Annotated in this window: 20 protein-coding genes; all 20 read left to right on the top strand. The window is 63.7% G+C overall.

Annotation, left to right across the window (positions count from 1 at the left end; all coding sequences use genetic code 11):
• Positions 1 to 117 precede the first annotated feature (117 nt).
• A complete protein-coding gene (locus GEOBRER4_RS12205) occupies positions 118 to 1494 on the top strand; it encodes a TIGR03013 family XrtA/PEP-CTERM system glycosyltransferase (protein ID WP_185242525.1) in 1377 nt (458 codons plus the stop codon).
• An 18-nt stretch (positions 1495 to 1512) separates the two neighbouring features.
• Entirely contained in the window at positions 1513 to 2319 is an 807-nt protein-coding gene (locus GEOBRER4_RS12200) for an XrtA/PEP-CTERM system exopolysaccharide export protein (protein ID WP_185242524.1), read from the top strand.
• Positions 2320 to 2385: 66 nt separating this feature from the next.
• Positions 2386 to 3885: an XrtA system polysaccharide chain length determinant gene (locus tag GEOBRER4_RS12195; protein ID WP_185242523.1), complete on the top strand. Its 1500-nt coding sequence runs from the start codon at positions 2386 to 2388 to the stop codon at positions 3883 to 3885.
• Positions 3886 to 3907: 22 nt separating this feature from the next.
• Entirely contained in the window at positions 3908 to 4753 is an 846-nt protein-coding gene (locus tag GEOBRER4_RS12190; protein WP_185242522.1) for an XrtA-associated tyrosine autokinase, read from the top strand.
• Positions 4754 to 4817: 64 nt separating this feature from the next.
• A complete protein-coding gene (locus GEOBRER4_RS12185) occupies positions 4818 to 5936 on the top strand; it encodes an XrtA/PEP-CTERM system-associated ATPase (protein WP_185242521.1) in 1119 nt (372 codons plus the stop codon).
• Positions 5933 to 6298: a hypothetical protein gene (locus GEOBRER4_RS20095; protein WP_226377776.1), complete on the top strand. Its 366-nt coding sequence runs from the start codon at positions 5933 to 5935 to the stop codon at positions 6296 to 6298. The genes GEOBRER4_RS12185 and GEOBRER4_RS20095 overlap by 4 nt, the downstream gene beginning before the upstream one ends.
• On the top strand, positions 6271 to 7191 hold the full coding sequence (locus GEOBRER4_RS12180) for a porin family protein (RefSeq protein ID WP_226377775.1): 921 nt from the start codon (positions 6271 to 6273) through the stop codon (positions 7189 to 7191). Before GEOBRER4_RS20095 ends, GEOBRER4_RS12180 begins: the two co-directional genes overlap by 28 nt.
• Before the next feature lie 59 nt (positions 7192 to 7250).
• Entirely contained in the window at positions 7251 to 8090 is an 840-nt protein-coding gene (locus tag GEOBRER4_RS12175) for an XrtA system polysaccharide deacetylase (protein WP_185242520.1), read from the top strand.
• A 10-nt stretch (positions 8091 to 8100) separates the two neighbouring features.
• Entirely contained in the window at positions 8101 to 9135 is a 1035-nt protein-coding gene (locus GEOBRER4_RS12170) for a FemAB family XrtA/PEP-CTERM system-associated protein (RefSeq protein WP_185242519.1), read from the top strand.
• Between the two features lie 6 nt (positions 9136 to 9141).
• Complete coding sequence (locus GEOBRER4_RS12165; protein ID WP_185242518.1) at positions 9142 to 10077, top strand: glycosyltransferase; 936 nt, start codon at positions 9142 to 9144, stop codon at positions 10075 to 10077.
• Positions 10074 to 12485, top strand: a complete 2412-nt coding sequence (locus GEOBRER4_RS12160; RefSeq protein ID WP_226377774.1) for a glycosyltransferase family 2 protein — start codon at positions 10074 to 10076, stop codon at positions 12483 to 12485. The genes GEOBRER4_RS12165 and GEOBRER4_RS12160 overlap by 4 nt, the downstream gene beginning before the upstream one ends.
• Entirely contained in the window at positions 12485 to 14374 is a 1890-nt protein-coding gene (asnB, locus tag GEOBRER4_RS12155; protein WP_185242517.1) for an asparagine synthase (glutamine-hydrolyzing), read from the top strand. Before GEOBRER4_RS12160 ends, asnB begins: the two co-directional genes overlap by 1 nt.
• Positions 14362 to 14889, top strand: a complete 528-nt coding sequence (locus tag GEOBRER4_RS12150; protein ID WP_185242516.1) for a serine O-acetyltransferase — start codon at positions 14362 to 14364, stop codon at positions 14887 to 14889. The genes asnB and GEOBRER4_RS12150 overlap by 13 nt, the downstream gene beginning before the upstream one ends.
• Positions 14886 to 16115 carry a glycosyltransferase family 4 protein gene (locus GEOBRER4_RS12145; RefSeq protein ID WP_185242515.1) on the top strand — a complete coding sequence of 410 codons (1230 nt, stop codon included), beginning with the start codon at positions 14886 to 14888 and terminating at the stop codon, positions 16113 to 16115. The genes GEOBRER4_RS12150 and GEOBRER4_RS12145 overlap by 4 nt, the downstream gene beginning before the upstream one ends.
• A gap of 1 nt (position 16116) precedes the next feature.
• The gene (locus GEOBRER4_RS12140; protein ID WP_185242514.1) at positions 16117 to 18621 is read left to right on the top strand and encodes an RIFT barrel domain-containing protein; all 2505 of its coding nucleotides are present in this window, start codon (positions 16117 to 16119) and stop codon (positions 18619 to 18621) included.
• Positions 18622 to 18638: 17 nt separating this feature from the next.
• The gene (locus tag GEOBRER4_RS12135; protein ID WP_185242513.1) at positions 18639 to 19694 is read left to right on the top strand and encodes a polysaccharide deacetylase family protein; all 1056 of its coding nucleotides are present in this window, start codon (positions 18639 to 18641) and stop codon (positions 19692 to 19694) included.
• A gap of 22 nt (positions 19695 to 19716) precedes the next feature.
• Positions 19717 to 20847 (top strand): GNAT family N-acetyltransferase, encoded by a 1131-nt coding sequence (locus GEOBRER4_RS12130; RefSeq protein ID WP_185242512.1) that lies wholly within the window; start codon positions 19717 to 19719, stop codon positions 20845 to 20847.
• Positions 20844 to 21722, top strand: a complete 879-nt coding sequence (locus tag GEOBRER4_RS12125; protein ID WP_185242511.1) for a formyl transferase — start codon at positions 20844 to 20846, stop codon at positions 21720 to 21722. Before GEOBRER4_RS12130 ends, GEOBRER4_RS12125 begins: the two co-directional genes overlap by 4 nt.
• A gap of 1 nt (position 21723) precedes the next feature.
• Positions 21724 to 22794 carry a DUF362 domain-containing protein gene (locus GEOBRER4_RS12120; RefSeq protein WP_185242510.1) on the top strand — a complete coding sequence of 357 codons (1071 nt, stop codon included), beginning with the start codon at positions 21724 to 21726 and terminating at the stop codon, positions 22792 to 22794.
• On the top strand, positions 22791 to 23924 hold the full coding sequence (locus GEOBRER4_RS12115; protein ID WP_185242509.1) for a radical SAM/SPASM domain-containing protein: 1134 nt from the start codon (positions 22791 to 22793) through the stop codon (positions 23922 to 23924). The genes GEOBRER4_RS12120 and GEOBRER4_RS12115 overlap by 4 nt, the downstream gene beginning before the upstream one ends.
• The last annotated feature ends 3 nt before the right edge of the window (positions 23925 to 23927 follow it).

Here is a 23927-nt window from a genome sequence, read left to right as displayed (position 1 = left end):
TCGCTGCATCGGCGCCGAAAGGGTTTCCTGTGACCAGGGGACGGCAGGCCGCGTGTTTCGACGGTTTCCTGTTATTGCAGAAGGCCCCTATAACCAGCAGACCGGGAACGATATTTTATGAACCTGCGCGTAGCCCTCAATCTTTTCACCGACGCCCTCATGGCCGTGGCCGCACTGATCTTTGCGGCCGGGGTCCGTTTTGGCGGCTTCGACCTGCCCGATGACTGGCAGGCGGAGCGGGGAATTACCGCCGGCATCATCTTCGTCGGAGTAAACCTTTTTTCCTCCTACCTGATGGAGGTCCATGCCCTACCCAAAGAGAGCCGCAAGCGCGAGATCTTCACGGCCTGTCTGCAGTCAGGCTGCGCGGCCTTCTTCCTGCTTTCCGTGCTTTACTACCTGAACCCGAGCCTCATGCTCGGGCGCGGCGTCCTGTTCTTCGCCCTCGGCTTCTTCATCATCTTCCAGTTCTCCTGGTACGCGATTTCGGGGATGGGAGCCCGCGCCGTTCCCTTCGCCCAACGCGTCCTGATCCTTGGCACCGGCGACCTTGCCTGGCAGTTGGGGGAGATGATCGGGTCGCAAAGCGGTTCCTTCACCCTGGCCGGCTACCTGGAGTGCGGCGATGCGGTTGGGGCAACGGTGCCCCATTGCGAACGCCTGAAGTCGCAAATGATACCTCATGAGGGGGATCTGCTGCAGATCGCGCGCACCCACAGGGTCTCCATCATAGTGGTCGCGCTCACCGAGAGGAGGGGAGTCCTGCCGCTGCAGGACATGATGCGCTGCAAGCTAAACGGGATAGAGATCGTCGACGCCCCAACCTTCTACGAGATCGTGCAGGGAAAGCTCATGCTTGAAGAGATGACTCCGAGCTGGATCATCTTTTCCTCGGGATTTCGCAGGAACGCTCTCATCAACGTCTACAAGCGTTGCGTCGACATCCTACTTTCCGTCTTCGGGCTCTTTTGGGCCGCCCCCTTCTTCCCCTTGATCGCCCTGGCCATCAAGCTGGACTCCCCGGGGCCGCTCTTCTTCAAACAGGTGCGCGTCGGCAGCGGGGAAAAGCCGTTTCTTTTGTACAAGTTCCGCTCCATGTGCCAGAACGCAGAGCGAAACGGCGCCGTGTGGGCCGCGAAAAATGACGCCCGAATCACCCGGGTGGGGAAGTTCCTGCGCAACTCCCGTATCGATGAAATACCCCAGCTCTATAACGTGCTCAAAGGGGAGATGAGCTTCATCGGTCCCAGACCCGAGCGCCCGGAGTTCGTGGAAAACTTGAAAAAGGATATTTACTACTACTCCAAACGGCACACCATCAAGCCAGGGCTCACCGGATGGGCCCAGGTCCGTTACCCCTACGGCGCCACGGTGGAAGATGCCAAGGAAAAGCTCCGCTACGATCTCTACTACATCAAGAACCTCTCCTTTCTCCTTGACACACAGATCATCTTCGAGACTGTGAAGGTGGTGCTGTTTGGCAGGGGGCGGTAGAGGGCAGGAGGTGCCCAGATGAAGCTGAAAGTCCTGCTTTTCTCCGTCGTGCTGATCATGTGCTTCCCCCTATTTGCGCTTTCGGCCGACTACCAGATCGGCGAGGGGGACAGCCTGGATATCGCCGTGTGGGGGGTGAAGGAGCTGAATTTCCCGGTAAAGGTGCGCCCTGACGGAAAGATCACCGTCCCGGGGCTTGGCGAGGTGGTTGCGAGCGGCATGGCCCCGAGCGCTCTGCAGGCGCATCTCGCGTCTAGGCTCAAGGAACTGGTGAAAAACCCCATCGTCACGGTAACCGTGCGCGAGATCACCAACTCCAAGGTCTACATCTTCGGCTCCGGCGTCAAGGCTGCCGTATACGACCTTTCGCGCCGCACCACGCTGTTGCAGCTTCTTTGCACCCTGCCGGACGTGAAGACCGCCGATCTCCGCAACGCCTATCTGCTGAGGGGAGGGCAAAAGGTGAAAACGGACCTGTACCGGCTCTTCACCCTGGGTGACATCGGTCAGGACCTGCTCCTCGAATCCAACGACTCCCTCTTCATCCCGCTTCTGACCGACCGCAGCGTCTACGTCCTGGGCGCGGTCAACACCCCGAAGGCGATCGAGTACCGGGAGGGGATGAAGGTGATGGAGGCGATCCTGGAGTCCGGGGGGTTCAACAAGTTCGCCAACCAGAACGAGGTGCTGGTGCGCAGGAAAAACGGCGCCCAGGAGCAGTCGCTGGAGGTTAAGGCGAAGAAGCTTTTCAAAGACGGTGACCTGAGCCAGAACATCGAGCTTAAGCCGGGCGATTACGTGCTCGTGAAAGAGAGTTTCTTCTAGACGCTGGAAAACTTCCCGAAGCAGCGCCCCGAAGCCTGAGCAGCAACATTTAAGGACAGGAGCTTTATGCAGTCGCCAGAGACGGATTACAAGAAATACCTGCAACTGTTGATCAGCAACAAGGAGCGTTTCGTCGTCATCGCCCTGCTGCTTATGACCTTGGTGTTCGTCGTGAGTTTTGTACTTCCGCGCAAGTATGAGGCCACAAGCACCGTCTTCATCGAGAAGAATGTGATCAGCGAGCTGGTCAAGGGGATTACGGTGACCCCCTCCATGGAACAAACCATAAATGTCCTCACCTACGAGATCACCAGCCGCACCCTCCTCACCAAGGTCGTCGACAGCCTAGATTTGAACTTGGGGAAGAGCGACAGCGAGACCGAGGAACTGATCAAACAGCTGCAGCTTAGCACCAAGGTGAAGGTGAAGGACAAGAACCTTTTCACCATCTCCTTCACCCACACCAACCCCCGCGTCGCCAGGGACTACGTGAACACACTGGTGCGCCTGTACATAGAGGGGAACATCTCTTCCAAGCGCGGCGAGTCCTATGACGCCACAAAATTCCTCTCCGAGCAGATCGACACCTTCAACACCAAACTGCAGAAAGCCGAGAGCGAGGTGAACGCCTACAAGCGCGACAAGGGGGGGATCATCGCCATCGACGAGGGGAGGCTCTTCGAGGAGATCAATACGGCCCAGCAGAAGCTCTACGACCTCGAACTCAGGCGCCGCCAGTTGGAAGGGATGCGCCAGATCACGAAGAGAACAGGGGATCCCCTGCAGAGCAGGCTGGCCGCGCTGCAGAAAAGGCTGGACGAACTGCTGGTGGAGTACACCGAAAGCTTCCCCGAGGTGTTGAAGATCAAGGGTGACATCGAGACGGTCAAGGCGCAACTGTCGGAGCGCCGGGGGCAACAGTCCCAGCCGTTGGACCCGGGGGAACTGGCCAAGATCGAGTCCGAAATCGCCGCCATCAAGATCACGGAGAGCGGCCTCAGGCGTTACATAGAAACCAACCGTTCCCTCTTGCAGACCATCCCTTCGGCGAAGGCGGGGCTTGAGAAGCTGGAACTGGAGAAGAAAAACCAGAAGAACATCTACGACCAACTCTTTGCCCGTCACGGGCAGTCCGAGGTCTCAAAGCAGATGGAGGTGCAGGACAAGTCCACCACCTTCCGCATCGTCGATCCGGCCCTGCTCCCGGTGAAACCCTCCAGTCCAGACCGGCTCAAGCTGATGCTGTTGGGCATTGTAGGGGGAGTGGCCGGAAGCCTTGCCCTCATTTTCCTCCTCGACCACCTGAACAGCACGGTGAAAGAGGTGGAGTTCGTAAAAGGGCTGGGGGTGCCGGTTCTGGCCGTCGTTCCGAGGCTGCACGACCCGGCGGTCGAGGCGAAGCGACGCAAGCGCTCGCGGCTGATCTTAGGGTGCGCGCTGTTCTACTTCCTGGTGCTGATGGTATTCCCGGGGATGGAGCTTTTGGGGCTTCCCTACATGGACAAGGTGCTGGACATGCTCTCCGGGCCCGAAACCCGGTTGCAGCTCAAGGGGCTTTTGCAGTGACCGGCGCAGAAACGAGGTTGATATGAGCAGAATAGAGGAAGCGATGGAAAAGGCTGCGCGCATGCGGCAGGGGATGGACCAGTCGCCGCCTGCAAGCGCGCGGCAGCCAATGGAAAGCCCGGCGCTCCCCCCCCTCCCGCCGAGGGTGCCGGCGATCTCCCCGCAGTACGGCAGGCTTGAGCCGCAGAACCCCTTTCTGGTCAACCTGCACGACCCGCACTCCGCTGCGGCCGAGGAGTACAGAAAGCTCAAGTCGGCGCTGGTGAAGATGACCACCGGCGAAGTGTTTCGCAACTGCCTCATGGTCACCAGCTCGATTCCCAGCGAGGGGAAGAGCCTGACCGCGCTGAACCTGGCCTTGAGCCTCGCACAGGAGCTGGACCACACGGTGCTCCTGGTCGACGCCGACCTGCGCCGCCCGTCGGTGCACCGCTATCTAAACGTGGAGCAGGGGGTGGGGCTGTCCGAGCTTCTCACCGGCGAGGCCCAAGTGGGCGAAACCATAATCCCCACCGGCATCGGCAAGCTCTCCATAATCAGGGCCGGGCGCGCCATCGAAAACCCCGCGGAGCTTTTCACCTCCCAGCGCGGCAAGGCGCTTTTAACAGAGTTGAAGCTCCGTTACCCCGACCGCTACATCATCCTGGACACCCCGCCGGTGCTTCCCTTCGCCGAGGCGCGCTCCCTGGCGCACCTGGTGGACGGGGTGCTCTTCGTGGTCATGGAGCGGCTCGTCTCTCAGGAGAACCTCAAAGACGCGCTGGAATCGCTCAAGGCGTGCCCGATTCTCGGGATGGTGTACAACGCGGCTACGGTGGACCACAACGACGGGCGCTACTCCTATTATCGCTCCGCCGAAAACCAGTAGCTTACCGGCGCACCAGGCGCCCGTGGCCGAGAAGCTCCGGCCTCCGCAATACCCGGGAGTGAACATGTACGAAGCGTTTTTCCGACTGCAAAAAAAGCCGTTCGAGCTGATCCCGGACCCCGAATTCATCTACCTGAGCCGCTCGCACAAAAAGGCCCTTACCTACCTCGACTACGGCATCAGGGAACGGGTGGGGTTCATCCTTTTGACCGGGGAGGTGGGATCCGGCAAGACCACCATCATCAGGGACCTCCTGAACAAGCGCTACGAGCGGGTGGTCCTCGCCAAGATCTTCAACACCCGGGTCAATTCGGAGCAGTTGCTGGCCATGATCAACGACGACTTCGGGCTTCCGGTCGCCGGCAAGGACAAGGTCTCCCTGCTCAGGGAGCTCAACGATTTCCTCCTGGAGCAGTACGCCCTGGGGAACCACCCCATGCTGATCATCGACGAGGCGCAGAACCTGGAGGCGGATCTCCTGGAGGAGATCAGGATGCTCTCCAACCTGGAGAGCGCCCACGGAAAGCTCTTGCAGATAGTGCTGGTGGGGCAGCCGGAGCTGCGCGAAACGCTGGCCAGGCCCGAGCTTTTGCAGCTCAGGCAGCGGATCAGCATCAACTGCCACTTGAAAGCGCTCTCCCTGGACGAGATGTCGGAGTACATAGAGCACCGGATGACGGTGGCGGGAAACAAGGAGGCGCTCACCTTCCCGCCGGGAACACTCGACCTCGTCTACCAGTTCAGCAGGGGGATCCCCCGCCTGGTCAACATCATCTGCGACTTCCTGATGCTCTCCGCCTTCGCGGAGGAGAGCAACGTAGCCTCGGTCGAGATGGCGCGCGACGTCCTGGGGGACCTGGAGTTCGAGCAGCATTTCTGGGGGGACGGCAAGACCGGCACGAGGCCTGCCACCGAGGACGCGGTGCGGATGGCGGGCGGGGCGGATAGCGAGCGGCTCTCGGCTGCCCTCTCCGAGGTCTGTGCTACCCTCGCCTTGTTGCGCGAGGATTTCAACAGCCACGTGGCGAAGGTTGACACCGAGGTGGCGCAGTTGGGGCGCTCCGTGGCGGGGCTTGGCGCAGCACTCGAGCAGATACGGGAACAGGCGGTTCAGGAGGTTAACGTAGAGGGAGGCTTCGTGCGCAGGCTCTTCGGTTCCAGCGCGGCGAATGGAAGCAAATGAGAAAATGCCCGGGAAATAGATCCAAGCTTTTACGGCTCGGCCTGGCCGGCGCCGCCCTTCTTGCGGGTGTCGCCCCTGCCGTTGCCGGCGACCTCACTTTCACCCCGCTTTTGACGCTCTCCGAGGAGTACAACGACAACGTCTTCGAGGTGGCCCACGACAAGAAGTCCGATTTCATCACGAGGGTGCAGCCCGGCGCGGCGCTGCGCTGCGCTACGGCTCCCGGTTTCTATCGGGGGATGCGAGCTACAACTTCGACTACCACTACTACGCGCGCGGGACCCGAGACGAGGAGAAGAACCACTACGCCACCCTGCACGGCAGCGCCGAGATCGTGGAGAATTTTTTCTTCCTGGAGGTGAGCGACACCCTGAGCCGCGTCTCCCTGGATGTTACGCGCGACGTGACCGGCGAGAGCCTCTTCGCGAACCAGTCCGACCAGAATACGGCCGTGGTTTCCCCGTACCTGCTGTGGCGCCTGGGGGAGAAGGGGACGCTCAAGACCGGGTACCGCTTCCGCGACACCTCCTACTGGGGCTCGACCGCGATCAGCAAGCGGGAGAACCAGGGCTTTGCCGACCTGAGCGTCGAAGCCTCGCCGAAGCTTACGCTTTCGGCCGGGTACCGCTTTGCCACCGTCGCCACCGACATCGTCGACTACGATCAGCACGACCTGAACGGCGGGTTCAGATACGAGTACGCCGACAAGTCCTTCCTCTTCGGCGGCATAGGAAACAGCTGGCAAAACTTCTCCGACTCGCGCGACGTGAGCAACCTGTTCTGGAACGCCGGGATCAGCAAGGATTTCGGGCAGCTGACCGCGACCGTGCAGACCCGGGTCGTCTTCACAGAGGACCCGCTGGCGATCTCCACCAAAGAGAACAACTACGAAGCATCGCTGGAGAAGACCCTCGAAAACGGTGCCTGGGGTGGGGCGGTCGGCTACTCGAAGTACACCGACACCGGGACGAGGGCCCCGGACAGGAAGAAGGCCTACGTCAGCGGCTTTCTGCGCCAGGAGCTCGCCCCGCGCCTGAGCAGCTCCCTGGTGCTGCTCCTGGATAAGGTGAGCCGCCGCGACGCGGCCGACTATGCCTACCACCTGAGCGGAACCGCCGGGTTGAACTACGCCTTCAACGACGACTTCTCCGCCTCGCTCAGCTACAGCTACATCGACTACCGCCGCGACTGGGAGAGCTCGGCCGACGCCAGGGCGACCAACCGGCTCATCCTGGCCTTGAAGAAGCTCTTCTGAAGCTTCCTGCCTGATCCGGATCAACAGACCGCGCCGCCATTGCGCCCGGGAGGTGAACAGTGCTGAACGCGCTCACCATAGACGTCGAGGACTACTTCCAGGTAAACGCCTTCGAGCCGTACATCCCCCGTGAGTGCTGGGACCACTATCCCCTGCGGGTAGCCGACAATGTGGCGCGTCTGCTCGATCTTTTGGACGAGTACCAGGTCAAGGCGACGTTCTTCGTCTTGGGGTGGGTGGCGGAGCGCGTTCCGCGCACGGTACGGGAGATCCAGGCCCGCGGCCACGAGGTGGCAAGCCACGGCTACGGGCACCAGCTCATCTTCCGGATCGGGCCTCAGGCGTTCCGCGACGACATCCGCAGGGCCAAGGAGGTGCTCGAGGATATAACGGGGAGCGCCGTCCGGGGGTACCGCGCCCCGACCTATTCGATCACCAGGGAGTCGCTTTGGGCTTTCGATCTCCTCCTGGAGGCGGGGTTCAGCTTCGATTCCAGCGTCTTCCCGGTCTATCACGACACCTACGGGATACCCGACGCCCCCAGGTTTCCTTACCTCGTGCGGCGCCCGGCGGGAACGCTGCAGGAGTTCCCGCTTACGACGCTTCCCCTGAAGTTAGCGGGAAAGAGCGTGCAGCTTCCCATCGCCGGGGGGGGGTACCTGAGGCTTTTGCCGGTGGCGCTCATCAAGTGGGGCATCGACCGGATCAACCGGGTGGAGCAAAAGCCCTGCGTCCTTTACCTGCACCCCTGGGAGATCGACCCGGGACAGCCGCGCATCAAGGCGGGGTGGAAGTCGCGCTTTCGGCACTACAACAACCTCGAAAGGACCGAGGAGAAGCTCCGCTACCTGCTCAAGGGGGTCCGTTACGGCACGATGAGCCAGGTGCTGGGGCTCTAAAAGGAGCGAGATGCCAGGCTACCGCGTCACACAAGAACTCGACCCCTCCCGCTGGGATGCCTACGTCGACTCCATGCCGGCGGCGACCTGCTACCACCTGAGCGCCTGGGGGAAGATCATACGCGAGAGTTTCGGGCACCCGACCCACTTCCTCGCGGCGCTGGATCCGGGCGGGGAGGTAGCCGGGGTGCTCCCGCTGGTGCAGATGAAGAGCGCCCTCTTCGGCAACTTCCTGGTGTCGGTCCCCTTCGTGAACTACGGGGGGCTCCTCTGCCGGGACCCCGGGTGCGTCGAGCCCCTTCTGGGTGCGGCGGAAGAGCTGCGCCGGTGCTGCGGCGCTGAACATGTGGAACTGCGCCACCTGGGAAGCGGCATCGAGGGGCTCCCCACCCGGGAGCACAAGGTGACCATGGTGCTTTCGCTCAGCGCGGACCCGGACCAGCAGTGGGCTAAGTTCAACGCGAAGCTCAGGAACCAGATCCGCAAGGCGCAGAAAAGCGGGCTTTCCTTCCGGACCGGCGGCTTAGAGCTCTTGGACGGCTTCTACGACGTCTTCGCCCGCAACATGCGCGACCTGGGGACGCCGGTGTATGGCAAGGGGTTCTTCGCCAGCGTCCTCGGCTCGCTCCCTCAGACCACGCGCATCGCGGCGGTGCAACTGGAAGGGAAGGTGGTCGCCGCGGGGATCTTGTCCCGCTACAAAGAGACCATGGAGATGCCCTGGGCCTCCTCCATCGCCGAGTACAAGCCGCTTTGCCCCAACAACCTCCTCTACTGGGAGTCGATCCGCCTGGCCATCTCTGAGGGGTGCGCTTTCTTGGACTTCGGGCGGTCCACCCCCAACGAGGGGACCTACAACTTCAAGAAGCAGTGGGGGGCGGAGCCGGTGCAGCTTTACTGGCAGTACCTGCTGGAAGAGGGGAAGGCGCTTCCCGAGTTGAACCCCAAGAACCCTAAGTTCCAGGCCGCCATCGCGATCTGGAAGCGGCTGCCGGTGCGTTTCACCCGGCTGATCGGCCCCGCCATCGTGCGCAACATCCCGTGAGGGTCCATGCAATTCTCCGTGATCATACCGGCAAAAAATGAAAGGGAGAACATCGGGCGCTGCCTCGACTCCATCTTCCAGGTCGACTGGGACCCGGCGCAGTACGAGGTGATCGTGGTCGACAACGGCTCCAGCGACGACACCCCGCTTATCGCCGCCCAGAAAGGGGCCAAGGTCTACCTGCAGCCGGAGCTCACCATCTCGGGGCTGCGCAACTTCGGGGCTTCCATGGCCAAGGGCGAAATCCTCGCCTTCATGGACGCCGACTGCACGGTGGATCCCTCGTGGCTCGGTGCGGCCTCAAGGTACCTTGACGCAGAAGAGATCGTCTGTTTCGGCAGCCCCCCTCAGGTCCCGCCCGACGCGACCTGGGTGCAAAAGGCCTGGTACCAGGTGCGCAGGAAGAAGGAAGAACTGGGGGAGACCGCCTGGCTCGAGTCGATGAACATGTTCGTCAGGCGGGAGGCCTTTTCCCGCTGCCGCGGCTTCGACGAGGAGCTCGCGACCTGCGAGGACTACGACATCTCGCTGAGGCTCAAGGCGCTGGGTAAGGTGTACGCCGACTCACGGCTGGTGGCCTACCACCACGGGGAAGCGCGCACCGTGGCCCACTTCTTCCGCAAGGAGAGGTGGCGGGGCATTGGGAACCTGAAAGGCGTTTTCCGTCACGGGATAAAGACCGGGGAGCTCCCCAGCGTCATTTTGCCGGTGCTGCACTGCCTGGCGCTTTTTTCCCTGCCGCTTGCCGTCTTGCTCCGCGTCCCCCTGGGGGATGCGCCCCCCGTTTTTCTTGCTGCGCTTTTCCTCGCCTGGCAGGCGTTCCTGCTCTTCGTTTCCCTGGCCAGGTACTACCGCAAGTCTCCGCGCCACGTGCCCCAGATATACCTTCTTTTGAACGTCTATTACCTGGCACGCGGCATGGCGATGCTGAGGCAACCATGATGGCCTGGACCGAAATCATCATGATGGCGCTGCTTTTGCTCCTGGGATACATCTACCTGGGGTACCCGATGCTCCTCTGCCTTCTGGCGCGCTTCTTTCCCACCCCCCATCGGTTCGACGACGGTTACCTCCCCACGGTCACCCTGGTCATCTCCGCCTACAACGAAGCGGCGGTGATCGGGGCCAAGCTGGAAAACTCGCTCGCCCTCGATTACCCGCCGGAGAAGCTATCCATACTGGTCGTGTCCGACTGCTCCAACGACGGGACCGATGCCGAAGTGCTCCGTTTCGCTGAGCAAGGGGTGAAGCTCCTCAGGGCAAAGGAGCGCCGGGGGAAGACCTCGGCCCTCAACACCGCCCTTGCCGGGGTGGAGAGCGAGATGGTCGTCTTCTCCGATGCCAACGCCATCTACGACGCCATGGCCATCCGTCGCCTGGTGCGGCATTTCGCCGATCCCTCCATAGGGTACGTCGTCGGCTGCGCCCGCTACGTGGAGGAGACCGTCAGTGCCGCAGGCGGCAGCGAAGGGACCTACTGGGACCTCGAGGTGATGCTGAAGCGCTGGGAATCCGCCTTTTCCTCCGTGGTCGGAGGGGACGGGGCCATCTACGCCATCCGCCGCTCGCTCTACGACCCCCTCAGGGAAGAGGACATCAACGACTTCGTCAACCCTCTGCAGATCGTCGCCAAGGGGTACCGCGGCATTTTCGACGAGGAGGCCTGGTGCACGGAGCACCCCGCAGGCGAGTTCCACAAGGAGTTCTCCCGCAAGGTGCGCATCGTGAACCGCAGCTTCAGCGGCTTTCTTCGGGTGCCGCAGGCGGCCAACCCGCTGGTCACCGGCACCTTCGCCTGGCAGCTCGTCTCGCACAAGGTCTTGCGCTGGTTGTCCCCTTACTTCATCTGCCTGTTCTTCGCCTTGCTGTTGCTGGACCTGCTGCTGCACCCTGGCTCCCTCACCGGGGAGGTCTTGCTGACCTTGACTGTTGTGGGCGCGATTCTCTCCATGCTCGGCGCACTCCTGAACCGTTTCTGGCGGCTCCCCCTCCCGCTGCTGCTTCCCTACTACTTCGTGCTGGTGAACGCCGCCTCCGCCCTCGGCGTCTTTTACCGCCTGATGGGACGGACCATCGTCACCTGGAGCACGGTACGAGAGGGGGAGAGGGCACCAGCACCGGCGCCGCTTCTGCCGCGCCTGACCTTTTTCTGCGCGGCTGGGCTGCTCGTTGTGACGGCAAGCGGGCTGGCGCTGGACGAGGAGTACCTGGGCGCAGCCGCCATCCTGCTGATGCTGCTGCTGGTTCATACCTTCGTCGGCTACCAGCTCCTTCTCCTGCCCTTGTCGCGCTTCTCGGGCAGGGAACCGGCGCGCGACGAAAGCTACACCCCGACCGTGACCCTGCTGGTGGTCGCCTACAACGAGGCGAAGGTGATCGAAAGGAAGATCCAGAACTCGCTCGAGCTTCAGTACCCCGGCGACCGGCTGCGTATCCTGGTCGCCTCGGACGGGTCCCAGGACGGAACCGACGAGATCGTCTCCCGCTACCTGGATCAGGGGGTGGAGCTCATCTCGTTCCCGGTGAACCGCGGCAAGATCTCCGCCCTGAACGACGCCATGCGGATGGTCGACTCGGAGATCGTGGTCCTCTCCGATGCCAACGTCTACTACATGCCCAGCGCCGTCAGGAAGCTGGTGCGCAATTTCGCCGACCCGGGCGTCGGGGCGGTTTCCGGGAAGGTGGTGCTTTTAAACGACACCCTGAGCTACAGCGCCGCCGAGAAATCGTACTACTCCATCGAGCATCTGATCCAGGAGTTGGAGGGAAGGCTTGGCGCCCTCATCGGCGCCGACGGTGCCATGTACGCCATCCGCAGAAAGCTTTTCACCCCCCCAAGCCCCGACACCATCCTGGACGACCTGGTGATCGCGATGGACATAGCCCGCCAGGGGCACCTGGTGCTGCACGAGAAGGAGGCGTTAGGTTTCGAGGAGAACCTCCTTGAGATAGTGGGCGAATTCCGCCGCAAGGTGAGGATCATCGCAGGCGGCTACCAGTGCCTTTTGCGCGGGATGGTTACTCCCAGGCTTTCCCAGCCGCTGCTCATGTTCTGCTTCGTCTCGCACAAGCTGCTGCGCTGGGTGAGCGGCTACCTGCTCCTGGCCCTGGTCGCAGTGCTCGTGCAGATCCAGCTGCGCCATGCCTCCTCCAGTTTCGCCCTGGTGCTGGCAGTGCTTTTGGCGGCCCTGGTGCTGGCGCTGTTGGTGCAGTTCTTCCCGAGGCTCAAGTCGGTCAAGATCGCCTCGCTTTGCCACTACTTCTACATGCTGATGGCCGCATCGCTTTTGGGTGGGTACCGCGGCGTTACCGGCAGGCAGAAGGTTACCTGGCGCGGGGGAGTCGCCTGATGTGCGGCATAGCCGGCTTCTTCAGGTCCCTTTGCCCCGAGGGGGACGCGCGCCTTTTACGGCGCATGGGCGAGGTGATCAGTCACCGCGGCCCCGACGCCTCGGGCGAATTCCTGGACGACGAGGTCGGGCTTTCCCACAGAAGGCTCAGCATCCTCGACCTCTCCCCCCAGGGGAACCAGCCGATGCACTCCCTGGACGGAAGGTACGTCATTGTCTTCAACGGCGAAATCTACAACTTCCTGGAGTTGCGCGGGGAACTGGAGCGGGAAGGCGTTCCCTTCCGGACCAGAACCGACACCGAAGTGATACTCGCCCTCTACGCGCGCGAAGGGGTGGCCTCGCTCAAACGCCTGAACGGGATGTTCGCCCTTGCCCTTTGGGACCGGGAGAGTAAGATGCTCCTTCTGGCCCGGGACCGGATCGGCAAGAAGCCTTTGTACTACTACCACGCCGGCGGCGACCGGATCGCCTTCGCCTCAGAGATCAAGTCGCTCCTCGAGGTCCCAGGGGTGGAGCGGCGCGTCGAGCCGACTGCGGTTGCCGACTACCTGAAGTACCTCTACATCCCGGCCCCGAAGACCATCTACCGGCAGCTCTACAAGCTTCCCCCCGCGCACTACCTGGAGCTTAGGGCAGGGGAGGAGCCAAGGATCAGCGAGTACTGGGACGTGGAGTTCGGGAGTGCTCCCGGCCTCGACCAGGAGGAGGCGGAAGAAGAGCTTTTGGAGCTGCTGCAAAAGGCGACGGCCTGCCGCATGATCGCCGACGTGCCGCTGGGCGCCTTTCTTTCCGGCGGGGTCGATTCCAGCGCGGTGGTGGCCCTCATGGCGCGCGCGGCGCGTGAGCCGGTGAAAACCTGCTCCATCGGCTTCGACGACAAGCGCCACGACGAGACCCCCTACGCTCGCGAGGTGGCCCGGCTTTTTAACACCGAGCACAAGGAGTACCGCGTCAGCGCCGACCTGGCGGGGACGGTGGCGCTCCTGCCGCGCTATTTCGATGAGCCGTTCGCCGACTCCTCGGCGCTCCCCACCTACCACGTCTCGCGCCTGGCGCGGCAGTCGGTGACCGTGGCGCTGGCGGGAGACGGCGGCGACGAGAGTTTCGCCGGGTATGAGAAGTACGCCATCGAGCTGAAGGAGGACCTGACGCGGCGCGCTGTCCCCAAGGCGCTCCTCTCCCTCGTCGGCAAGGCCGCAGGGGCCGTGCAGCACCCGCTGTTCCGAAAGGCCCGCTCCCTCACCCGGAGTGCGCTCCTGGAGCCTGCTGCGGCCTACTACCGGACCAACACCTTCGTGGAGGACGACCTTTTGGCTGAGCTTCTGTCGGAACCCTTCCGGCGCGCCTGCGCCGGTTACGACCCCGCCGGCCAGACCACGCGCTACTTCAGCCGGATGCAGGGGGCCGATCACGTCACCGCAATGCTCTACACCGACTTGAAGAGCTACCTCCCAGGCGATATCCTCGTCAAGGTCGACCGGATGAGCATGGCGCATTCGCTCGAGGTGAGGGCGCCGTTTCTCGACTACCGGATCGTCGAGTTCGCCGCGAGGCTTCCCTCCCGCTGGAAGATCGACGGCGGGGAGAAAAAGATCATCCTCAGGAAGACCTTCGGGCGCCTGCTCCCCGAAAGCGTGCTGAATCGCCCGAAGCAGGGGTTCACCGTGCCGCTTGATGCCTGGTTCAAAACCGATCTGAGGGAGTTTGCGGAAAGCCGCCTCCTGGATGACCCGACCCTGTCGCAGTACCTCTCCCTCAACGTGGTGAGGCGGGTCTGGGAGGAGCACCAGCAGGACCGCGCCCGGCACGGGACGCTCCTTTGGAGCCTTTTGATGCTGGCGCTCTGGCACCAGCAGTACCAGGGAGGTGCAGCATGTTCGAACTGATCAGCAAGGACCTGGCCCGGCTCGACCCGGACGGCAACGCCTCCGCGAGGACGCTCGTGGCGGGTCTCCTCTCCCAAGGGTTCCAGGCCATCCTCGTCTACCGCTTTTTCCACTGGCTGCAGCAAAAAGGGTGGTCCGGGCAGCCGCTGCGCTTTTTCTGCGAGCGCTTCATCGAGATAACCGCTGGGATCTCGATACCGGCCAGCTGCCGCATCGGGGAGGGGTTCCGCATCCACCACTTCGGCGGGATCATCTTCCACCCAACGGTCCAGATCGGCCACAACTGCACCCTGTACCAGGGGGTGACCATCGGCGACCGCGGGGGGAGCGGGGGCGCAGCCAGGATAGGGGACAACGTCCTGATCGGCGCCGGGGCGAAGATCATCGGCCCCATAGAGATAGGAGACAACTGCGTGGTGGGGGCGAACACCGTGGTGACCAGGAGCATGCCGGCCGGAACCACGGCCCTTGGCGCCCCCTGCCGCCTGAAACACCCCGACGGAAGGATCGAATGATGGAACCGAGACCGACACAGGGGGTGCCGCGGGTGATGGACCTGCGGGGAACCTACAAGGGTGGGGGAGGGCCGGACAAGACGGTTCTTAACTCCGCGGCGCAGCACGACCCGGCGCGGGTCTACGTGCTGGTGACCTACCTGCGCCAGCCCGGCGACCACGAGTTCCAGATCCCGGAGATGGCCAAAAAGCTCGGCATCGACTACGTCGACCTCTGCGACGGCAGCACCCTCGACTTCGCCTGCCTGCGCGGGCTGGCGGCGCTATTGGACCGGCACCAGCTGGAGCTGGTGCACGCCCACGACGACAAGACGCTTCTCTACGCGTTCATCCTGAGGCTGATGCGCCCGGGGCTGCGCATCCTCTACACCTGCCACTCCCACGCCATGCTCAAGCGTGAGGATTTCTCGTCGCTTGCCGGCTACCTCAAGTTCCGGGCCCGCCAGAGGCTGCAGATCTGGCTGATGCAGCATTACCTGTGGCCGGTCATCGCCGTCTCCAACGACACCCGCGACCGGCTGGTCACGAACGGTCTGGACGAGTCCGCAGTCGCGGTGCTGCATAACGGCATCGACACCTCGGTCTGGCGGCGCGCCGGGAGCACGCCGGTACTGCGCCGGGAACTCGGGATAGGGGAGGGGGGGCTTCTGGTGGGGACCGTGGCCCGCATCACCCCGGAGAAGGACCTGGATACCTTCTACGAAGTGGCCAGGCGCGTGTCACAGAAGCTTCCCAGGGTGCGCTTCGTGATCGTCGGTGACGGCTACGGCGACGAGCTGGACCGGGCGCGGCGCGAAGTGGCGCGTCTGGGGCTCGAGGAGGTGGTGCATTTCACCGGACACCGAAACGACCTGCGCGACGTCTACGTCTCCCTCGACGTCTTCCTGATGACCTCTGTCACCGAAGGGCTCCCCAACACGCTCCTTGAGGCGATGGCCTTGGGGATACCCTCTGTCTCCACCAACGTCGGGGGGATCCCGGAGCTCCTCTACGACGGCGAGGGGGGGTACCTGGCGCCGGCCGGAGACGCGCAGGAACTGGCGCGGCGGGTGCTGGAGCTGCTTGAAAGCCCCAAGTTGAGGGAGCGCTGCGCGCGGGAATGCCGCGAGCGGATCGAAGGGCATTTCTCCTTCGCGCGGCGGGTGCGCCTCATGGAGGATTACTACCACTGGTTTGCCGGCAGCGGGGAACTCCCGGACCCGGCAGCGGCGATGGGGGAGCCCTGATATGCAGGTTAAGGAGATCGTAGTCAGGGAGAGAGCCGGAGTGGCGAGGACGGCCGAGCCGGTGCGGGTCTCGGTCCCCTTTGCCAAGGGGGAGCTGGCCGATCCGGGTGCCATGTGCCTGAAGGACGCGGCAGATGAGCCGGTCCCGTCACAGATGCAGGTGTTGAGCCGCTGGAAAGACGGCACCGTGCAATGGCTTCTCTGCGACTTCGCAGCCAGCATCTCGGCGCAGGCGGAGCTCCGTTACCGTCTGGCGCCAGGGGAGCCTCCGGCTCCCGGTTCGGCATCCCGGTTGTGCGTGACGCCCGGAGAGGAGAGCTGGCAGGTCGATACCGGAACGTCCCGCTTTCGGATCGATGCGAGGACGCTCCGCCCCTTCCTCCAGGTGCAGCGGGAGGAGGTAGCCGCTTCCGGCGCCGGGCGTTGCCGCCTGGTTGGCCGCGCCGGCGAGGATCTGCCGGGAACCATCGAGCAGATCACCCTGGAGAGCTTCGGGGCGCTGCGGGCGACGCTGCGGCTGGACGGCTCCTTCGCCGCCGCGGCGCGCTTTTGCTGCCGGCTCCACTTCTTCGCCGGCAAAAGCCTCTGCCGCCTGGAACTCACCCTGCACAACCCGCAAAGGGCACGCCACGACGGCGGGCTGTGGGATCTAGGTGACGCCGGCTCCTTCCTTTTCCGCGGACTCTCCTTCGAGCTTCCCCTTGAGCGCCCCGGTGAGCGCCTGGTGATGCCGGAGCAGGGGGGGAGACGGGTCCTGCCGAAAAGCGGCGCTTCGCTGTCGCTTTCCCAGCTTTCCAGCGGGGGAAGCACGGTCCAGGGGGGGTACCGGCTGCTGGAGGGGGACGAGCTGTTGCTGGAGGGGAAAAGGGCGACGCCGCTTGTCTGGTGCGGCATCGGTTCGGAGGGGATCGGGGCGCTCTTACCCCGCTTCTGGCAGGAATTCCCCAAGTCAGTCGCGGCCGGGACCGCGGGGCTTTGCCTCTCGCTCTTCCCCGAGTGCAGTCAGCCGCACGAGTTGCAGGGAGGGGAGCGGAGCACCAGTTCCTTCTGGCTGGACTTCTGCTGCACCCCGGAGGACTTGGCGCCGCTAGCCTTGCCGCTTGCGCTTTATCCCGCCCCGGAGACGGTGCAGGCCTCAGGTTTCCTCAAGGATCTCCCGCCTGCCGCCGGCGATTTGGTGGACCGGTTCCTCCCCGGGCCACAGGCGCTCTTCGAGCGGCGCGAGGCGATCGACGAATACGGCTGGCGCGACTTCGGGGACATCTACGCGGACCACGAGGCGGTCTACCACCAGGGGACGGATCCCTTCGTCTCCCATTACAACAACCAGTACGACGTCTGCGCCGGGCTGTACCGCAAGTTCCTCGCCACGGGCGACCCGCGCTGGGGGGAGCTCGCCTCGGACCTGGCCCGCCACGTGCTCGACATCGACATCTACCATACCGGCGAGGACCGGGAGGAGTACAACGGCGGGCTCTTCTGGCACACGGACCACTACATCAGCGCCGGAAACGCGACCCACCGCACCTACTCGAAGCTGCACCTGGGGGTGAAGGACCCCCGCTACTGGGGAGGGGGGCCTGCCGCCGAGCACTGCTACACCACCGGGCTCATGCTGCACTATTACCTGACCGGGGAGGCCGATTTCCGGGATGCCGTGCTGACCCTTGCCGACTGGTGCTACGGCGCGCTAGCCGGTCCCAGGCTGCTGCTAGCGACGGCGAAGAGGTCGCTTCGCTACCTGTCGCTTTTGCGCTACGGCAAGGGGAGCCTCTTCCCGCGCTATCCCTTCACCAGGGGGACCGGAAACGCGCTCACCGCATGTCTTGACGCCTTCGAGCTCTCCGGGGACCGGGTCTACCTCGCCCGGGCCGAGAAGCTGATCAGGGGCTCGCTGCACCCGATGGACGACATCGATGCGCGCGGGCTGGGAAACCCGGAACTGGCTTGGTCCTACACGGTGCTCCTGGGGGCGGTGGCGAAGTTTCTGGACAAAAAGAGCGAGCTTAACGAGCGGGACGAAGCTTTCGCCTTGGCCCGGGCGGGGCTATTGGCCTACACGGAGTGGATGGAACAAAACGAGTTCCCCTACCTGCGGCGGACCGAGCTTCTGGAGTACCCGAACGAGACCTGGGCCGCGCAGGAACTCAGAAAATGCGTCGTCTTGTACCATGCCGCCCGCTATGCGGGGAGGCAGAGGGGCCTGGCGTTCCTGGAGAAGGCGCGGCGCCTGCTGGATGAGGCCCTTATCGACCTGGAGCGCTTCCCCACCAGCAGCTGCACGCGGCCGGTGGCGCTCATGCTGCAAAACGGCTGGATCGCCGCCGCGCTGAAAGATGGGCCTGACCTGCAGGGTTTGGATGAAGAACCCGTCCCCCCCGCCGGCGCGGGGACCCCCAAGGTGTCGGGGGCGGCCGTCGCGGCCAGGATTGCCCGGGAACTGGGGGATGCGCTTCGGGAAACCACGCTTGAAAGGGAGCTGGCCTGGCTGAAGTCACGGCTTTAGCCGGCTCGGGGTGAGACATGGAAGCTGTCCGGGAAATGGTTAAAAAAGCTCTGACCAAGGCGCTCGTCGTTTCCTGTGCCGACGTGCTTTTTCGTCACCTGAACCGGGACCGGCTCCTGGTGGTCATGTACCACGGCGTCACCCGGCAGAGCTACCAGCCCCCGGTCTGGACCCAGCTACCACTGCCGGTGTTCCGTAGCCAGCTCGAGTTTTTAAGCAAGCACTACCGGTTCGTCACCCTGCAGCAGGTTGTCCGGGCGCTGGACCAGGGGGAGCCCCTGCCGGAGCGCTCCGCACTGATCACCTTTGACGACGGGTTGAAAAACAACTACTCCGTCGCCTATCCGGTGCTCAAGGAGATGGGGATCCCCGCCGCCATCTTCCTCACCATCGACATGATCGGGGAGAGCGAGATGTTCTGGTTCGACGAGCTCTACCTGTTGATCCGCGAGGGGGCGGCGCTTGGCGCAGAGCTGGAACTGCCAGGCCCTGGGGCTCAGGGGCATTACCTTGGGGGAGACGTCTGGCAGGCGTACGTCGCCTGTGTCGAGTACGCCAAGCGCTGCGGCCGTGAAAAGCGCCAAAGGCTACTGAAGTATCTGCGCAGCAGAATCCCCCTGGAACGCGAGCGGCATCTGGACGATTTCGGCCTGCTCGACTGGGACCAGGTGCGTGAGATGGCGCGCTCGGGGTTGATAGGCTTCGGGGTGCATACGGCGACGCACCGCATCCTTTCGGAGCTGAAGGAGCACGAGCTGGAGGAGGAGGTTCTAGCCCCCCGGATGAAGTTCGCCGAGCAACTGGGGGTGGAGGCGGAGAGTTTCTGCTTCCCCAACGGACGCCCCGGGGTCGACTTTTACCCAAGCCACCTGGAATACCTCCACTGCCGCGGCTACCTCTGTGCCTTCAGCACCTGCGAGGAGCTTTTCGACCTCCACGCGGGAAACCGGATGGCGATCTCGAGGATCCCTGCCGGAAACGACGGGAGTTCCCATCCCGACTATTTCAGGCTCAACACGGCTGGGGTGTTCTGCCCGTTCAGGAAATGGCGTTTGAGGGGCATACAGGAGTGAAACTCCGCGCGGAGGAAGCGAGTTGGCTGCATCTGCGATTGACATAGAGGTCGTCTCCAACCACGGCCGGTTTCTGGAGTTGAAACCCGAGTGGGACCTGCTCCTGGCGCGGTCAGGCGAAGGGGCCTCCGTGTTTCTGAGCCACTATTGGCTCGACTGCTGGTGGCGGCATTACGCAGGCGACGCCGAGTTGCACCTTTTGGTGCTGCGCCGCGAGGGACGGACGCTCGCCATCGCGCCGCTGATGCGGCGGCGCTTTTCCCTTTACGGCCTTCCGGTACGCTGCCTCTGCTTTCCGGAAAACGGAAACACGCTTCACAACGACCTGCTGGTCGGAGAGGCCGAGCGCGGGGAGTGCCTGGCGGAGCTTTTCAGATACCTGGACCGGAACCGGCGGGAGTGGGACCTGGTCCACCTATACCGGATGCCTGGAGACTCGCCGAACCTGGCCGCAGCCCTGAAGCTGCTGGTAAATGGCGGGCTGAAGCACCACCTGCGCAGCGTCTATGCCTCCCCCTACCTGGAGATCTCGGGGGGGTGGCAGGCGTTCCATGCCGGGCGCAGCCAAAGAGTGCGCAAGACCCTGCGCAACGTGAAAAACAGCCTTGAGCGCACCGCTCGCCTAGAAGTGGTGCGGGTGGCGAGCTGGAAGGAGTTCCTCGAGCACCGGGAGGCCATCTGTCAGGTCGCCTCCCGCAGCTGGACCCATGCGCAGGGGGACTCCCTGGCGACGCCGGCGAACCGTGCCTTCTTCGAGGACCTGGCCCGGGAGGCGGCCCGCGAGGGGGGGCTGCGCGTCTGGCTCCTTTTTCTGGACGGCCGCCCGGCAGCCTTCGAGTTCCATCTGTGCGGCTTCGGCAAAGAGCACGCACTGAGAGCCTCCTTCGACGAGGAATTTGCCGGCCTTTCTCCCGGCGCCTTCCTGGAGATGGAGCTGCTCAGGGAGATCTACGATGATCCGCAGGGGGTCGCCCGCTTCGATTTCGGGGGGAGCATCGACCCCTACAAGAAGCGCTGGAGCGATCAGGCCCGGGAACTGGTCCAGTTGCAGCTGTTCAACTCCGAGCCGTATTCAAGGGTTTGCTCTTTTTACGCCACGTCGCTGATACCGCTTCTGCGCCAGGTGCGCGACCTGTTAAGGAGAAAGGGATGAAAGATCTGCGGGTGGTACTGGTGGTTTCGACGGATCCCTCCGACCTCTTCTTTGCCAACCAACTGGCCCGGCGCTTTAGTGCCGTGGCTGTCGTGGTGGAGGACCAGGCGGCTGCACCGCTTGGCCCCCGCCTGCGCAGAACGGTGCGCCGGCTGTTAAGCCCCTGGAAACTCCCGGAGCACCTGCGCGGCCAGCGGATCATCGCGGAGCATGTCCGCAGGACCGCCCTCATCGACCGGGAGGGGTTCGGCGAGGAGGGGTACCAACTGCAACTTCCCCCCGGGTGCCAGCTGGTCGAGCTCTCGGGGAAAGGGGTGCTGAACCGCCCGGAGACCGTGGAGCGGGTGCGGCGGTTGGAGCCCGACCTCCTGGTCCTTTGCGGCTGCTCCATCCTGAAGAAGGAGATCCTCTCGGTGCCGCGCCTGGGAACCCTCAACCTGCATGGCGGGCTGGCCCAGCGCTACCGGGGGGTCTGGACCACGCTTTGGGCCGTGGTGAACCACGAGCCGGAGTACGTCGGGGCGACGGTGCACTTCGTCACCCCGGATATCGACGACGGCGACATCGTGCACCAGGGGCGCCCGGAACTCGGGGCGGACGACGACCCCGAATCGCTTTACGTCAAGGTGGTCCGCCTGGGGGTCGAGATGATGGCGAGCGCCGTGGCAGGGGTCGCCGCCGGGGAGGTTAAGCGCTATCCACTGGAAGAGCGAGGCCGGCTCTACCTCTCCTCCATGGTGACCCCGGAAGTGCTGGCAAGGGCATGGCAGGCGACCGAGGAAGGGGTAATGCGGGAGTACCTCGCCGACCGCGACCGGCGGGACCAGGCGGTGCTCCCATTGATGCGGGGGGTGTTCCCTCCGCAGGGGAGGTAGCATGTTCTGGATCTCCATGGGGCGTCGCGCATTTCTGAAGATGTTGACAGCCATGCTCGTTCTTGCGGCAGGTGGCAGGGGGGAGGCCGCCCAGGCCGTCCCCGCCGGCAAGAGGAGCAGAGTGGTGGTGGTGCACGATGCCGGGGCCTCTCCCGGTCCGGGTCTCGACAACGCGGACCTGGACCAGGAAACGGTCAGACGGATGGTGAACCAGGGGGTCATTGCCTTCACCGGCGCCGCCGATCTTAAAAGCGCCTGGAAAAAGGTGATCCCCGACCCCTCCAAGCGGGTCGCGGTCAAGGTGAACTGCCAGATAAAGGGGATCTTCACTAAGGCGAAGGTGGTGCAGCCGGTCCTGGAGGGGCTGATGCTCGCCGGTGTTCCCGCGGACAACATCCTCGTCTACGACATGACCGACAACGCCTTTCAACTGGCGGGCTTCAGGCGCAACCTGGGAGCCGGGGTCAAGGTGGGGAAGGTGGCTGATTTCGGTGGCTATTCCAGGATCTTGTACCATAGGATGGCGAACCTGCTCACCGGCGGACACGAGTATAGCGTCGCGAACCTCGTCGCCAACGCCCTGCACGGTGCCCCCGGGCGCTGGGACTGCGACTACCTGATCAACGTCCCGGTGCTGAAGGCCTTGGACGGCTACTGCGGGGTGACCCTCAGCATGAAGAACCATTACGGCTCCATCGGCAACCCGGGGGAGCACCACAAGGACATCATGGATCACATACCGCTCATCAACTCGCAGCCGGAGATAAAGAACAAGACGAGGCTCATCTTGATGGACGCCATCTTCGGTGAGTACAAGTGGGTGAACGGCCGCAACCAAAGCAATGTGGTGCGGGTGAACAAGGTCCTCGTTTCTTGCGACACCGTGGCGATCGACGCCACCGGCTGGCGCATGATCGATGCTCTCAGAAAGGAGCACGCTCTCCCTCCGGTTGCGCCCAGGCCCGAGTACATAGCCAAGGCGGCGGCCCTTGGGCTCGGGGTTGCCGACCCGTCGCAGATCGAACTGGTCCAGCTTGAAACAGGCAAGGGAAACGGGGGGAGGGGACGATGAAGCTTCTCATCGGGGCCTATCGCGAGCTTGCCGCGGAACTTTTGCGGGAGCGCCACCACAAGCGCGTGCAGGCGCTTGACTGCATCGCCTTTCTCACCTATCGCTGCACCAGCTGCTGCAGGACCTGCACGATCTGGCAGCGCGAGGGAAGCGGCGTGGCGGAACTTAGCCGCGAGCAGTGGTTGGAGCTGGTGCCGGGGCTGGCTGACTACGGCATCCGCTCCTTCGAGATCTTCGGCGGCGACGCGCTACTTCGAAAGGAGGTCATCTTCGACCTCACCGGGCGCCTGACCGAAAGCGGGATCGCCACCTATTTCCCGACCAACGCGAACCTCTGCGACCGCGAGGCCGTGGAGCGGCTGGTGGGAGCGGGGTTGGGGACGGTCTACCTCTCCATCGACGACGTCGACGAGATGCACGACCGGGTGCGCGGGGTGCCGGGGGGCTTTTCCAAGGTGGCGCAGGCGCTCCAGCATTTCTCGGACGTGCGCGGCTGCGCGGAGCGCCCCTACATCGTGATCTGCACCACCCTCTCCAGCCTCAATTTCAGGAACTTCCCGAAGCTCCTGGAATTCCTGCGGGGCTTTCCGGTTCAGGCGGTCTACCCGCGGCCTTTGGGGGAATTCTCGTCTGCCAACGTCGCCGCCTCCAGGCTCGACGGCAAGCTCCCCGAGCCTTACTTCGCCTCCTCCGACGGCAATTCCCACCTCATGTCGCCCGAGGATCTGGCCGAGATGCGGGAGATGATCCGTGAGGTCAGAAGCCGCAGCTACCCCTTCTACGTGAACTGGCGCACCTACTACAGCACCACCGACCGCACCTTCCTCTACGGTGAATACCCCCTTTGCCATTGCCGGGTCGCGAGCACCGTGCTCACTATCAACCCCAACGGCGACGTGGTTCCCTGCCCCTTTTTCCGCAGCTACGTCCTGGGGAACCTGACCTGCGAGAGCCTGGACGCCATCTGGGGCAACCGGCGCCACCGTGAATTCCTGGCCGCCCAGCGCGAAGGGCGCCTGGCGATCTGCCGCAACTGCAACACCAGGGCCTACTACACCTCCCTCACCGAGACGCTCGGCTACTACGCCAAACGCGCCATGGAGCGGACGGGGCTGTACCGTGCCATTTAGGAG

The organism is Citrifermentans bremense, assembly GCF_014218275.1.
GTDB lineage: Bacteria > Desulfobacterota > Desulfuromonadia > Geobacterales > Geobacteraceae > Geomonas > Geomonas pelophila.
The sequence above is the reverse complement of the archived record's forward strand: the minus strand, read 5'-3'. Positions and strand labels throughout refer to the sequence as shown.

What these genes read in the sequence shown, in the direction of transcription:
- GEOBRER4_RS12145 (WP_185242515.1), top strand. Translation starts at nt 14,886, where the DNA reads ATGATGGAACCGAGACCGACACAGGGGGTGCCGCGGGTGATGGACCTG.
- GEOBRER4_RS12125 (WP_185242511.1), top strand. Translation starts at nt 20,844, where the DNA reads ATGAAAGATCTGCGGGTGGTACTGGTGGTTTCGACGGATCCCTCCGAC.
- GEOBRER4_RS12185 (WP_185242521.1), top strand. Translation starts at nt 4,818, where the DNA reads ATGTACGAAGCGTTTTTCCGACTGCAAAAAAAGCCGTTCGAGCTGATC.
- GEOBRER4_RS12205 (WP_185242525.1), top strand. Translation starts at nt 118, where the DNA reads ATGAACCTGCGCGTAGCCCTCAATCTTTTCACCGACGCCCTCATGGCC.
- GEOBRER4_RS12190 (WP_185242522.1), top strand. Translation starts at nt 3,908, where the DNA reads ATGAGCAGAATAGAGGAAGCGATGGAAAAGGCTGCGCGCATGCGGCAG.
- GEOBRER4_RS12160 (WP_226377774.1), top strand. Translation starts at nt 10,074, where the DNA reads ATGATGGCCTGGACCGAAATCATCATGATGGCGCTGCTTTTGCTCCTG.
- GEOBRER4_RS12120 (WP_185242510.1), top strand. Translation starts at nt 21,724, where the DNA reads ATGTTCTGGATCTCCATGGGGCGTCGCGCATTTCTGAAGATGTTGACA.
- GEOBRER4_RS20095 (WP_226377776.1), top strand. Translation starts at nt 5,933, where the DNA reads ATGAGAAAATGCCCGGGAAATAGATCCAAGCTTTTACGGCTCGGCCTG.
- GEOBRER4_RS12170 (WP_185242519.1), top strand. Translation starts at nt 8,101, where the DNA reads ATGCCAGGCTACCGCGTCACACAAGAACTCGACCCCTCCCGCTGGGAT.
- GEOBRER4_RS12135 (WP_185242513.1), top strand. Translation starts at nt 18,639, where the DNA reads ATGGAAGCTGTCCGGGAAATGGTTAAAAAAGCTCTGACCAAGGCGCTC.
- GEOBRER4_RS12115 (WP_185242509.1), top strand. Translation starts at nt 22,791, where the DNA reads ATGAAGCTTCTCATCGGGGCCTATCGCGAGCTTGCCGCGGAACTTTTG.
- GEOBRER4_RS12195 (WP_185242523.1), top strand. Translation starts at nt 2,386, where the DNA reads ATGCAGTCGCCAGAGACGGATTACAAGAAATACCTGCAACTGTTGATC.
- GEOBRER4_RS12140 (WP_185242514.1), top strand. Translation starts at nt 16,117, where the DNA reads ATGCAGGTTAAGGAGATCGTAGTCAGGGAGAGAGCCGGAGTGGCGAGG.
- asnB (WP_185242517.1), top strand. Translation starts at nt 12,485, where the DNA reads ATGTGCGGCATAGCCGGCTTCTTCAGGTCCCTTTGCCCCGAGGGGGAC.
- GEOBRER4_RS12200 (WP_185242524.1), top strand. Translation starts at nt 1,513, where the DNA reads ATGAAGCTGAAAGTCCTGCTTTTCTCCGTCGTGCTGATCATGTGCTTC.
- GEOBRER4_RS12165 (WP_185242518.1), top strand. Translation starts at nt 9,142, where the DNA reads ATGCAATTCTCCGTGATCATACCGGCAAAAAATGAAAGGGAGAACATC.
- GEOBRER4_RS12150 (WP_185242516.1), top strand. Translation starts at nt 14,362, where the DNA reads ATGTTCGAACTGATCAGCAAGGACCTGGCCCGGCTCGACCCGGACGGC.